Origin of the sequence: uncultured Sunxiuqinia sp. (genome assembly GCF_963974515.1) — a bacterium.
In the GTDB taxonomy this organism is placed as follows: Bacteria; Bacteroidota; Bacteroidia; order Bacteroidales; family Prolixibacteraceae; genus Sunxiuqinia.
In genome coordinates this window covers 57,689-70,505 of the sequence record NZ_CAXBDD010000002.1, presented here as the reverse complement: position 1 = coordinate 70,505, position 12,817 = coordinate 57,689, and the positions used below count along the sequence as shown (strand labels likewise).

At 43.8% G+C, this 12,817-nt stretch carries 11 protein-coding genes and 2 tRNA genes; 9 read left to right on the top strand and 4 right to left on the bottom strand.

Annotation, left to right across the window (positions count from 1 at the left end; translation table 11 throughout):
• Positions 1–149: 149 nt before the first annotated feature.
• Positions 150–1,199, bottom strand: a complete 1,050-nt coding sequence (locus AAC033_RS01030; RefSeq protein ID WP_339734427.1) for an aldose epimerase family protein — start codon at positions 1,197–1,199, stop codon at positions 150–152.
• 124 nt (positions 1,200–1,323) lie between these two features.
• Between AAC033_RS01030 and AAC033_RS01025 the strand changes: the two genes are divergently transcribed.
• The 8 genes from AAC033_RS01025 (at position 1,324) to AAC033_RS00990 (ending at position 8,871) form a co-directional block, all read left to right on the top strand.
• Entirely contained in the window at positions 1,324–2,322 is a 999-nt protein-coding gene (locus tag AAC033_RS01025) for a GntR family transcriptional regulator (protein ID WP_339734425.1), read from the top strand.
• 138 nt (positions 2,323–2,460) lie between these two features.
• Positions 2,461–3,513, top strand: a complete 1,053-nt coding sequence (locus tag AAC033_RS01020; protein ID WP_339734423.1) for a UDP-glucose--hexose-1-phosphate uridylyltransferase — start codon at positions 2,461–2,463, stop codon at positions 3,511–3,513.
• Positions 3,514–3,535: 22 nt separating this feature from the next.
• Complete coding sequence (locus AAC033_RS01015; protein ID WP_339734421.1) at positions 3,536–4,825, top strand: galactokinase family protein; 1,290 nt, start codon at positions 3,536–3,538, stop codon at positions 4,823–4,825.
• Between the two features lie 132 nt (positions 4,826–4,957).
• Positions 4,958–6,463, top strand: a complete 1,506-nt coding sequence (locus tag AAC033_RS01010; protein ID WP_339734419.1) for an MFS transporter — start codon at positions 4,958–4,960, stop codon at positions 6,461–6,463.
• A gap of 274 nt (positions 6,464–6,737) precedes the next feature.
• Complete coding sequence (locus AAC033_RS01005) at positions 6,738–7,646, top strand: metallophosphoesterase (RefSeq protein WP_339734417.1); 909 nt, start codon at positions 6,738–6,740, stop codon at positions 7,644–7,646.
• Positions 7,647–7,827: 181 nt separating this feature from the next.
• Positions 7,828–7,901 (top strand) — tRNA-Asp (locus AAC033_RS01000).
• A gap of 159 nt (positions 7,902–8,060) precedes the next feature.
• A tRNA-Asp gene (locus AAC033_RS00995) sits at positions 8,061–8,134 on the top strand.
• Positions 8,135–8,235: 101 nt separating this feature from the next.
• A complete protein-coding gene (locus tag AAC033_RS00990) occupies positions 8,236–8,871 on the top strand; it encodes a class I SAM-dependent methyltransferase (protein ID WP_339734415.1) in 636 nt (211 codons plus the stop codon).
• Positions 8,872–8,894: 23 nt separating this feature from the next.
• On the opposite strand, the gene AAC033_RS00985 is transcribed toward AAC033_RS00990, so the two are convergent.
• On the bottom strand, positions 8,895–9,230 hold the full coding sequence (locus tag AAC033_RS00985) for a TraR/DksA C4-type zinc finger protein (protein ID WP_339734413.1): 336 nt from the start codon (positions 9,228–9,230) through the stop codon (positions 8,895–8,897).
• Positions 9,231–9,510: 280 nt separating this feature from the next.
• Here AAC033_RS00985 and AAC033_RS00980 point away from each other — a divergent pair, with 280 nt between their 5' ends.
• Positions 9,511–11,040, top strand: a complete 1,530-nt coding sequence (locus AAC033_RS00980; protein ID WP_339734411.1) for a SulP family inorganic anion transporter — start codon at positions 9,511–9,513, stop codon at positions 11,038–11,040.
• A gap of 22 nt (positions 11,041–11,062) precedes the next feature.
• Here the strand turns inward: AAC033_RS00980 and AAC033_RS00975 are convergent, their stop codons facing one another.
• Together AAC033_RS00975 and AAC033_RS00970 are read right to left on the bottom strand one after the other, a co-directional pair.
• The gene (locus AAC033_RS00975) at positions 11,063–11,836 is read right to left on the bottom strand and encodes a sulfite exporter TauE/SafE family protein (RefSeq protein ID WP_339734409.1); all 774 of its coding nucleotides are present in this window, start codon (positions 11,834–11,836) and stop codon (positions 11,063–11,065) included.
• 79 nt (positions 11,837–11,915) lie between these two features.
• The gene (locus AAC033_RS00970; RefSeq protein WP_339734407.1) at positions 11,916–12,701 is read right to left on the bottom strand and encodes a helix-turn-helix transcriptional regulator; all 786 of its coding nucleotides are present in this window, start codon (positions 12,699–12,701) and stop codon (positions 11,916–11,918) included.
• Between the last annotated feature and the right edge of the window lie 116 nt (positions 12,702–12,817).

Genomic DNA, 12,817 nt, shown 5'->3' with positions numbered 1-12,817 from the left:
GGAGCCAAAAATACAATTTTTTTCACAGGTCCAACTGAAAAGAAAAAAGCCCTCAGGATTTTCAAACTCTGAGGGCTTCAATAATCATCAAAATGCCTTAGCAAATAACTACATAGTTGCCCTAGCGAGTTAGAGCCATTGATTTGATCCTATTCAATCAACCCAAACTTATAAACGGTCTGTTCTTCGTATTTTTCGCCTGGGGCCAGCACCGTTGACGGAAATTCGGTGTGATTGGGTGCATCAGGATAATGCTGGGTTTCCAGCGCTACGCCGGCATAACTTCCAAATTTCTTTTCTCCCCGGATGGTCAGTTCCGGAATCCAGTAGCCCGTGTAAACCTGAATCCCCGGCTGGGTGGTGTACACTTCAACCTGGCGTCCGCTTGTGGCTTCTTTCAATCGTCCGACAAAAACAAATTTCCCTTCTTCATTGTCCAATACGTAATTCAGGTCGTAGCCATCAGGCAAGCTGTCAATGTCTTGCCCAAGCTTTTTATTGCTGGTAAAGTCAAAAGCAGTTCCTTCAACCGGAATAATTTTCCCCGTAGGTATCAAATCCACGCTTTCAGTCATCTTGCTGGCTGAAAGTTCCAGCTCATGATTCTTGATGTTTTCCTGGCCACCCGTAAGGTTGAAGTAGCTATGGTTGGTGAGGTTGACCAAGGTTTTCTTGTCGGTTTCAGCTTCGTATTTAATAGCCAGTTCATTCTCGTTGTTCAAGGTGTAAATGCAGTTTGTCACCAAAGTTCCCGGGTAGCCTTCTTCGCCATCCACACTGGTGTAAGTCAATTTTACACCAACTTCAGTTTCATTTTCAAACATTTCGGCTTTCCACAATTTTTTATCGAAACCTTCCAGTCCGCCATGCAGATGGTTGGGCCCATTATTGATTGCCCCATTGTACTCGATGCCGTCAATCTTATATTTTCCATTGGCAATGCGGTTTCCATTTCGCCCGATTATAGAGCCAAAGTATGGATAGCTGCCCAGGTACTCTTCACTCAGATAATCTTCCAATCTTTCAAAGCCACATACAATATTGCTGGTTTTTCCACTCTTGTCAGGTGTTTCAATGGAAGTGATAATGGCGCCATAATTGGTCACTTTAATCACAACACTGTGGTCATTACTCAAGGTAAACAAATCAGCCTGAGCTCCGTTGGGCAGGTTGCCAAATGTTTTACTGGTTATCTTCATTTTTGTCAAATTTAAGTGATAAGTCTACAAATTTAATAAATGATACTTACTGGTGGGTACTGGTTGATAAAAATTGGAGAAAATTTGTAAATTTGGGCTTCTTAGCTAAACAAAAACAAACTTTGTGAAGAATATACAGATTGATGATACGCTCGGAATACCGAAATACCGCCAGATCATAAATTCAATTTATCAGGGTATTTTAAACGGAAACCTCAAATTAGGCGATAAAATTCCTTCCTTAAACCAGATCTGTGCTGAATTTGATCTTTCACGCGATACGGTGATGGTGGCCTTTAATGAGCTGAAAGCAAAAGGAATTATCAGCTCCATTCCAGGCAAGGGATACTATATCAACAGTACAGAAGTGAATGTTGATCAGCGAATCTTTCTGCTTTTTGATGAGTTGAACGCCTTTAAAGAAGACGTTTATACCTCTTTTCTGAATAGCCTCGATATCAAATCTAATGTCGATATTTATTTTCACCATTTTAATTTTCAGCTTTTTAAGGATTTGATTTTGGAAGCTGCCGGCAATTATACTTCCTATGTTATTATGCCGGCTACCTTTGATTATACAGTCGATATTCTTTCGGTTTTGCCCAAAGACAATGTTTATATTTTAGATCGAAAAAAGGCTGATTTGGCCGACTATCCGGTCATTTATCAGGACTTTGAAGCGGATGTTTACGAGGCGCTGCAATCGGGCGAAGATTTACTGAAAAAATACGAAAAACTAGTGATGGTTTTTCCGGGAGGAAAAGAGCCGGAAGGACGAATGACCGGCTTTCAAAAATACTGTGAGGAGCACAAGATTAAATACGAAATTGTACGAAGTTTAATTAATCGTCCAATTGAAAGGGGAGAAGCTTATTTTGTTCCTTCTGACCGAAACCTGGTAAAATTAGTAAAAATGGCGGCTGAGAATAAACTGACGCTAGGGCAGGATTTTGGACTGGTCTCTTTTAACGACACCATGCTAAAAGAAGTAGTCGCTGGAGGAATTACAACTATTTCGACTGATTTTCAGCTTATGGGAAAAACGTTGGCTAAAATGGTTTCTGAACGATCCAAAGAACAAGTGAGCAATCCGTCGACTTTAATTCGGAGGAATTCATTATAAAACGATGAGGAGTGGAAAGTAAATTAGGTAGGTCCGTATCTGAATGTGTTTTACAACACAAAAAACGTCGAATTTGAAAAAACAATTATCGGTAGTTTTGCCCACCAGTACCCACCAGTTGGTTTAAATAAAGAGAATATGAATAGTTTTAACAGTAAAGATCACCCACACACGCGATTAAATCCGCTGACAAATGATTGGATTTTGGTCTCGCCGCATCGGTCAAAAAGGCCATGGCAGGGGCAAGTTGAAAAAGCGATCGTTGACGAACGCCCGCAGTACGATCCATCTTGCTATTTATGTGCCGGAAACGAAAGAGCCGGTGGCCATAAAAATCCGGATTACAAAGGAACCTTCGTTTTCACAAACGATTTCAGCGCCTTGCTGACAGATACGCCTGAAGGGGGAGTTAATGAAGGAAGCCTTTTTCAGGCCAAAAGCGAAAGCGGTATTTGCAAGGTCATTTGCTTTAGCGAAAACCACAGCCTGACCATTCCTGAAATGGAAGTGGGAGATATTCGCAAAGTCGTGGATGTTTGGTGTGAGCAGTTCAAGGAACTTGGAGAGAAAGAACAGATTAATTACGTTCAGATTTTTGAAAATAAAGGTGCCATTATGGGGTGTTCCAATCCACATCCGCATGGGCAAGTTTGGTCGTCCTCGTCGGTGCCGGTAGAGCCGGCCAAAGAGTCGGAAACCCAGAAAAGCTATTTTGACAAGCACGGGCGAACACTTCTGAGCGACTACCTGCAAGCTGAGCTGGAAAAGAAAGAACGGATCCTGGTCGAAAACGAACATTTCGTTGCCCTGGTCCCGTACTGGGCTGTTTGGCCGTTCGAAACAATGATTCTCAGTCGTCGGGCTGTTCAAAACATCCTTCAGCTTACCGATGCTGAAAAAGATGGTCTGGCTGATATTTACAAAAAGCTGACCGTGAAGTATGATAACTTGTTTGAAACTTCGTTTGCCTATTCGGCGGGCTTGCACCAAGCGCCAACGGATGGCAAAGACTACCCGGAATGGCACCTGCACATGCATTTTTATCCGCCGCTGCTACGATCGGCAACAGTCAAAAAATTCATGGTTGGCTACGAAATGCTGGCAACTCCACAACGCGATATTACAGCCGAACAAGCCGCCCAACGCCTGCGCGACTTGTCAGACATTCATTATAAAACAAGCATTAAATAAATAACTAAAACACAATAGAATTATGACAAAAATTAGTGCATTGAATGAAAAGATCAATGGTGGCAACCATCCACTGTTTGAGGAATTATACGGAACTGATACTGTCGTTTTGAAAGAGCAGGCCGATCGTTATGCAAGCCTGATGAGTGAGTTCGAAAAAACATATGGGAACGATGATGTCGCGCTTTTTAGCTCTCCGGGACGTACCGAAATAGGCGGTAACCATACCGATCACAACTACGGACGTGTTTTGGCCGGAGCTGTAAACTTGGATATGGCTGCTGTTGCCGCTAAAAACAACAGCAACATCATTCGGATCAAGTCGGCTGGTTATCCCGAGTTTCAGGTCGATCTTTCAGATTTAAGTATTGATGAATCGAAGTTTTACACGTCAACTTCATTGGTGCGTGGTATTTGTGCACGAATGAAAGAATCTGGTTACGAAATTGGCGGTTTCGACGCTTGTGTTGAAGGCCGTGTGCCAAAAGGTTCGGGACTAAGCTCCTCGGCTTCGTTTGAAGTATTGGTTGGCGCGATTGTCAACAATCTGTTCAACGATGGCAAGATGAGTGCCGTTGAAAATGCAATCATTGGTCAGTGGTCTGAAAACAACTATTTCGGAAAGCCTTGCGGCTTGATGGATCAAACAGCTTGCTCAGTTGGTGGCTTAATCACCATTGACTTTGAAGATCCTTCAAAACCAATCGTCAAGGAAGTTGATTTTGATTTTGTGTCAACAGGATTTTCACTGGTGATTACCGATGTGGGTGGGGGACACGACGACCCGGCTTCACAGGCTGAGTATGCCTCTTTGCCAACTGAAATGAAGGCGGTTGCTGCGGAACTCGGTGCCAAAGTGTTGCGCGAAGTAACGCTGGAGCAAATCGTAGAAAAAATCCCGGAGATTCGCAAGAAAACTGGAGACCGCGCCATCTTGCGTGCTTACCACTTTCAGGGAGACAACCAACGGGTTGTTGATCAGGTGGCAGCCTTGGAAGATAACGATTTCGATGCTTTCCTGAAGATGGTGGTTGAGTCGGGGTATAGCTCGTACATGTACAATCAGAATATTTTTGATGTGGTACATAAAGACGAACAAGTGGTGTCATTGGCTTTGGCTTTGAGCGAAATGGTGCTGAAAGGATCTGGCGCATGGCGCGTCCATGGTGGTGGATTTGGCGGAACAATCCAGGCATTTGTGCCACAAAATAAGCTGGATGAGTACGTCAACACACTTGAGCATGTTTATGGCAAAGGATCTTGCCACAAATTGTTCATAAGAAATAAAGGGTCTGTAAAACTCGAGCTTTGAAAAGTTACCTGATAAAAGTTTCAGAAATCGTTTATTTTCTGAAATTTGCATGGAGCTTTAAAAATAGATAGTATTGTTTCAACTAAAATCAATAGAAGTAAGAAATAATTAATCAGCCTAAAGTTATTTATCATGAACAAAAACAAAAGTTACTTACTGCCGATTATTATGATGATCCTGCTTTTCGGGATGATCTCGTTTATCACAAATTTGGCCGCACCGATGGGAATTGTGCTGAAAAACCAGTTCAACGTCTCCAACTCGCTTGGGATGTTGGGTAACCTGGCAAACTTCATCGCATATGCCGTTATAGGTATCCCGGGAGGTATTCTTCTTCAGAAAGTGGGTTACAAAAAAACAGCTTTAATTGCGGTTGCTGTAGGTTTCGTAGGAGTTGGAATTCAATATCTTTCGGGCCATGCTGAAAGTTTTGCTGTTTATTTGTTGGGAGCATTCATTGCTGGTTTCTCCATGTGTCTGTTAAACATTGTTGTAAACCCGATGCTGAACACGTTGGGAGGAGAAGGTAACAAAGGAAACCAACTTATTCAGGTTGGTGGGTCGTTTAACTCGGTCATGGCCACTTTTACGCCTGTGTTTGTCGGAATCCTGATTGGAGAGGCAACGAAAGCCAATATTACCGATGTTTTTCCCATTTTGTATATCGCATTAGGTGTTTTTGCCCTGGTGTTTTTTATTTTGTTGGTCGCTAGAATTCCTGAACCTCATGCCGATCAGCCTAAAGAACCACTTGGCAAAATGATGTCAGGAGCATTGACATTTCGACATTTTGTTTTAGGTGCAATCGCCATTTTTGTCTATGTTGGTGTTGAAGTTGGAACGCCGGGAATGGCTAATCTATACATGACCACGCCAACGATTGCTCAGTCCGAAGAGATTATAGCAGACTATAATAAACAGCAATCAGATCCGGATTACCTGCAGGAGCTTAAAGCTCAAGACGATCAAAATATGGGTGATAAAAGCTATAGGAATCGTGTAGTTAGCGAGATATCTTATGAAAGTGCCTTGAAAATTGTGGAGGGTCGGGACACCCCCGGGTTGGGCATCGGAGCAGGTATTGCAGGTGGAGTAGTTGGTATCTACTGGCTGTTGATGTTGGCAGGACGTTTATTTGGAGCTGCATTTGGAGACAAAATTGCCAGTCGAAAAATGTTGAGTACTGCTTCGTTCGTTGGATTGGCGCTGGTTCTTTTGGCCATATTCTGGCCACCTCAAACGGTGATCTCCATGCCGACTTTTAACGTGGTGGCCGGAGCTGTCAAATTTGGGTTGGTTGCTGTCCCGATTAAGTTTTTCTTCTTGGCCTTGGTTGGATTATGTACCTCAATTATGTGGGGAAGTATTTTCAACCTTGCTGTTGAAGGCTTGGGTAAATACCTCGCAGCAGCATCCGGAATTTTCATGGTGTTGGTTGCTGGTGGTGGTATTCTGCCATTGGTGCAAGGATGGATTGCCGATGTTGCCAATTATGAAATAAGCTATTGGGTAATTGTGGCAGGTTTAGCCTATCTGTTGTTCTACGGAGCTATCGGCAGTAAAGTCACAAAAAGAGCCGACGATAATAGCCTTGAAGGTAAAACCATAATTGGAGCGGCTGAGGCTGACGGAATGTAGAAATTGGTTGTTAAAATCACGTTAATATAGTAAAGAAAGGGCTGCCGGAAGGAAGCCCTTTCTTTTTGGCTGGTGTACAACAAAGACTTGCGGCGCTGTATCTGCACTGTTCAGTCCGTTGAGAGCATCGATGGATGGCTGAGTAAAGTTGATTCCTCCAGTGTCTTTCTGCCGGGAGGAAAGCACAAATGAATTTAACGCGAATTTCCATGGTCATTTTTCTTGTGTTTTTGATAAAAGTGATAACTTGCCTCCCATAAATGGACTACTTTTTATGTACGATATTATAGGCGATGTGCATGGGCAGGCAGGTATCTTGAAAGATTTGCTGAAGTCCATGGGATATGAAAAACAGGATGGTTTTTTTTCTCACCAAACCCGTAAGGCGGTATTCGTCGGCGATTTTATAAACCGGGGGCCTCGCATTCGTGATACGGTTAACCTGGTGCGTAACATGGTCGACGCAGGAAGTGCCCTCGCTATCCTGGGAAATCACGAGCTAAACGCCATTCTGTTCGATTTGAAAGACAAATCGGGCAAGCTCTTTAATAAACGTTTATCCAAGTATCGTTTGCCTTTAAATCAAACTCTGGAAGAGTTCGCTCCATTTCCTGAAGAATACAGAGATCACTTGAAATGGATGCGCACCTTGCCCATGTTTCTTGAGCTTGATGGAATTCGAATTGTACATGCCTGCTGGCGAGATGAAAACATTGCATTGCTAAAAGAGCATATAACAGAGGGAAGATTGAAGAAAAGCTTCTTGCGCAAAGTCAGTAAAAATAGCTCTGAACTTTCTGTGGCATTCTGGCAAACTTGCAAAGGAATCGACTTTCAGCTTCCAAAAGACCTGTTGGTTTTTGATAACAAAGGCCAGGCACACCGAAGTTTTCGATCCAAATGGTGGTTGAATCCTCAAGGTATGAATTTTCAGGAGTTGTCGTTTGAAAGTCGTTTCGATTTGCCTCCATATACCATTCCGCCCGAAGTGAACGGCGAAAGAAAGCCTTATGGAGTTGACGACCCCATCGTCTTTTTTGGTCATTATTGTTTGAAAAATGGAGACAATATTTTGGCTCCAAACATCTGCTGTTTGGATTCGTGCATCAGTCGCGACGGAAAATTGACCGCTTATCGCTGGTCCGGAGAAAAAAAATTGAAGTTTGAAAATATCGTTAAATAGTTGGCCGGCGGATTTATAAATTTGAAAATTAGAGGGCTAGGTTTAGAAACCTAAAAACCGCCAGCTTCCCCGAAATCGAAGCAATCATTTTTTTGAGTTTTGCTATTGCAGAGAAAAAAAGAAAGTCTATATTTGCAGAGCCTTTTGAAAATAGCATTTCACGAGGGTTCTAAAGAAAAATGGTGGCGTAGTTCAGTTGGTTAGAATATCGGCCTGTCACGCCGAGGGTCGCGAGTTCGAGTCTCGTCGTCACCGCACAAAACGTTCTTTTTAAACACGCTAATTTGACTTAATTTGTTAAATTAGCTCGCGAGTTTCCCGAGCACTCGGGATCGTTCGCAGCGAAAACGTTCTTTTTAATGATTAAAAATAGTTTACTTCGAATAAGTTTTTAACTTATTCCGGATTAAAAAAGGTGGCGTAGTTCAGTTGGTTAGAATATCGGCCTGTCACGCCGAGGGTCGCGAGTTCGAGTCTCGTCGTCACCGCAAGCAAAAAGCTGCTCAATTTGAGTGGCTTTTTTTGTGTACGGGCGCATGTTTTATGTTCATAATTTCTTAGCTTTGTGCTTGTGACACAAAAAATAAAGATGACTTCTTGTACTTTGTGCGAAAATCAGCAAAAGCTTTTACCCATCGGCGGCCCCGATATGAGACAGTATCTGCATTGTCCTGAATGTCGGTTAATTTTTGTGCCGCCGGATTTGTTGCCTTCGGAGGAGGAGGAGGAAAGACGCTACCTTCAGCACAACAATGGCTTGCATCATCGCGGCTATTTGAAATTTTTATCCCGGGCGATTGATGCAGCAGCTCCCTTGCTGTTTGAGCATGCAAAAAGCTTGGATTACGGCTGCGGTCCTTCACCAAGCTTGAGTATGCTGCTCAAAAAGCAAGGGATGAATTGCGCCGACTACGATCCGATTTTCTTTCCAGAACTACCGGCTGGCCCATTTGATTTTATTTTTGCAACGGAATGTTTCGAACATTTCTTTTCGCCGGCTGAAGAGCTTGCGAAGTTGAACCAGCTATTGCGTTCAGGAGGTTCTTTGGTGGTGATGACCAGCCTGTGGAATTCGCAAACAAAATTTCGAAATTGGAGTTATGCCCGCGATTACACGCATGTTTCGTTCTACCACGCGAAATCTTTTGAGTACATCTGCAGTCATTTCGGTTTTAGGCTTGCTGGAGGAGATCAAAAGCGCCTGGTCATTCTTCAAAAAGAATAAGTTTCATTTGTCTTCGACTTTTTCTATCGCCTCAGGCAATTGGCACACAACCTGATTTCGGGCCGAAGTTTTAAGCGTTCGAACGGTATAGACTGGTAGCATTTGAGGCAAATACCGTAATTGTTGTCTTGCACAATCTGTTTGATTTGCGAAAGCTTCTCCAAACGTGTTTCAATGTTCCGTGAGCTGGCATCAAATACACTTTTATTGTTGATGGCATCCATCCGCGAAATCCGACCAATGGCATCATCAGGCGAAATGGGACCGGTAAAATCCTTCAACGTATCGGCCTTAGACTGAAGTTTTTCGATTTCAGAGTGAATAATTTCAACCAGTTGCTGGCGTTCTTCGTTTGTCATATTTCTTTGGTTAGCTTCCAAAAATAGCGAATAAAACCATGTTTTTCAATGTCAATTTAATGTCAATTTTTAAGATAATGTTGTCCGAAACTTCACGCAGGTCATATGATTTCGAAGCAAAGGTCTATTTTTGCCGGCCCTAACATGAAACTAAAGGACCACCCCGTTCTTTTGATGCTCCGCATCATTCAGGGAAAGAATAATAAAAACCAAAACCGGTAATTGTAATCTGTCAATCAATTGACTGGCAGAAAGAAAGTTAGCTTTTAAATTTATTTAGATGAGGAAGATTCTTAATTTATTCGATTTAAGACAGAAAGTAGATTACAAAACGGAAATCCTATCCGGCTTAACTGTGGCCCTGGCTTTAGTTCCCGAAGCCATTGCGTTTGCACTAATCGCCGGCTTGTCGCCGCTCACCGGGCTTTATGCTGCCTTTGTGATGGGCCTGGTGACTTCCATATTGGGTGGTCGTCCCGGAATGATCTCGGGAGCCACCGGGGCAGTCGCTGTTGTGATTGTTGCATTAGCGATATCGCACGGACCCGAATATGTTTTTGCGACGGTAATTCTAGCCGGGGTTCTGCAAATTCTGGCCGGAGTTCTGAAAATGGGTAAACTCATGCGTTTGGTTCCTCATCCGGTTATTTTTGGTTTTGTGAACGGACTTGCCATCATTATTTTCATGTCACAGCTAGCACAGTTTAAAGATGCCTCAGGTAATTGGCTAACGGGGCAGTCACTTTACGTCATACTCGGACTGGTGTTGCTTACGATGTTGATTATTTGGGGCTTGCCTAAAATCACCAAAGTCATTCCATCCTCCTTAACTGCAATTTTGGTGGTGTTTGGAATTGTGGCCTATTTTGGCATTGACACCAAGACAGTTGGCGATATCGCATCAATTAAAGGTGGATTTCCACCATTTCATTTTCCGGCTGTACCATTTACGCTCGAATCAATGATCTTGATTTTTCCTTATGCCGCTATTATGGCCGGCGTGGGCTTGATTGAAAGCTTGCTTACTCTGAATATTATTGATGAGATTACCGAAACCCGGGGACGTGGCAACAAGGAAGCCATCGCTCAGGGAACGGCCAATGTGCTGTCGGGCTTATTCTCGGGAATGGGCGGATGCGCCATGATCGGCCAAAGTTTGATCAATATTTCTTCGGGCGCCCGAGCCCGTTTGTCAGGCATTGTGGCTGCAGTAATGCTCCTCGTATTTATCATGTTTGGAGCTGGATTAATCGAAAAAATGCCAATGGCTGCGCTGACCGGACTGATGATCATGGTTGCCATCGGAACTTTCGAGTGGGCCAGTTTGAGAACGTTCAACCGGATGCCAAAGTCTGATATTTTCGTGATGGTGCTGGTGACCTTGGTGACCATCTTTTTACACAACCTTGCCTTGGCGGTGGTGGTTGGAGTCATTATTTCGGCCTTGGTTTTTGCCTGGGACAATGCCAAGCGCATTCGCGCCCGCAAGCATATTGATGATCAAGGCGTGAAGCACTACGAAATTTACGGTCCACTATTTTTTGCTTCAGTAACAGCATTTAATTCAAAGTTTGATGTGTTGAATGACCCCGATGAAGTGATCATTGATTTTGCGGAAAGCCGTGTTGCCGATATGTCGGGGATTGAAGCGCTCAACAAACTGACGGAGCGTTACCTGAAAGTGGGCAAGAAACTACACCTAAAGCACCTGAGTCCCGATTGTCGGAAGTTGCTGCACAATGCCAACCAAATTATCGAGGTGAATATCATTGAGGATCCGAAATACAAGGTGGCGGTGAACAGGATTTAGCCAAGTATCACAAGCAAAGTGTTTAGATAATTCCGGCACCAAGACCAATGGAAATAAGTACCAGCATCGTGGCTACCAGCAATTGAATAAACCGGAGCGTAATCTTTGTCAGCAGTTTGCTGCCGAGGTAAGCTCCGGCAATGGCTGCCAGGGTAGCCGAAAAAAGCAAGAGTTTATTTTCACTCAGGCCAGATGCTGCAAAGCTGGAGGCATAAACGGTAAGCCGCGTAAAGTCAACCAACGAAGCAATGATCACACTGGTAGCGATGTAGGCTTCTTTCGATAGCCCGCTTTTAATCAGAAAAGCACTGCGCAAGGCTCCCTGTATTCCAGCCAGTCCGCCAAAAAAGCCGCTCAAAGCTCCTCCCAGAATCAACTTGTTTCTGCTGAACTGAATCCGTTGAGCTGCTGGCACCACTTCGGTAATGGAAAACAACAACAGCAGGATGGCAATAATGAGTTTCACCGGCGTTATTTCAAATTCCTTACCGCTCAGTTCGTATTGGTAAATTGATGGTAAGTTTGAAATGCGTAGAAGCAGCCATGCTCCGGCAAATGAAGCCAGAATAGCCGGAATTCCGAAGCGAACTAAGACGGCTTTATCAGCTAGTTTCCCAACCAATGCCATTTTGAAAAGGTTGTTTGTAAAATGAACCACGCCGGTTAGGGCAATGGCAATATCTACAGGAAAGAAGAGCGCAAACACAGGCATTAAAATAGTTCCCAGCCCGAAGCCGGAAAAGAAGGTGAGGATAGCCGTGAAAAATGCTGCAAGACTGATCAGTATGATTTCCATGCGCGAGCGAATTTATTTTTACCCGAAAATAGAACAAGCTGCGCAAAACAGCATGGTAGTATGGAATCTAAAAATGGTATTATTGAAAATATTGCTTTCGGAATTGAACCGGCGTTTTTCCTTCCGCCTTTTTGAAAAACTTGACAAAATTCGAGGCATCGGAAAAGGAGAGAAGCTCCGCAATTTCGACGATGGTATTGTCAGTGTGAAGAATGTAACGCTTGGCTTCCAGCACCAGTTGGGCCGAGATCAATTCCCCTGCACTTCGGTCGGTGTGCTTTCGGCAAACCGCATTCAGGTTTTGCGGACTTGTATTCAGCAGGCTGGCAAATTGATGTACCTTGTGGAGTCGCGGCGTTTCCTCCGGCAATAGCTGCCGAAATCGTTCGAAGATGGCTGGCTCCGGATTTTGTTTTTGTGGGCTGTCGTCGGAAGCCGACAACAATTTTCCAAGCAGGGCAGCCAGCAAGCCATGGATAATTGAGCGCGAATAGGCCGTGTTTCGCTGGTATTCGCGCAATAGCTCGCTCAATATTGCCTCCGGAAAATTGGCTGGCGAAATTTTTAATCGATTGCGCGTCGCCAATCGCTGATACATGGCGATGAGCTCTGCTTCCTGCAATTCATCAAATTCTTCCTTTTTAAACAATACGACAAAGCCCCTTGGAATCCGGGTAAACTCCCAGAAATGCAGCTGTCCGGGTTGCAGAAAATAGCACTCGGGTGGGGAAACGACGAATTTTTCGGTTTCAATGGAATGAAAACCTTCGCCCTCACTCAAAAAGATCAACTCATAGTAGTCGTCGTGCTTGTGCGGGTTGGTGCGTTTAATCTGTTCTTTGAAACGCGAAATCTTAAACTTCATCCCTCCATCGAGCTTATTCTTTGTATCGATTTGGTTGCTTGATGTCATGCTCCTAAAAATAGCAAATAATTCGCTTCACCGGGATCAACATTTGAATCCGCTGGCGCTATTTGAAC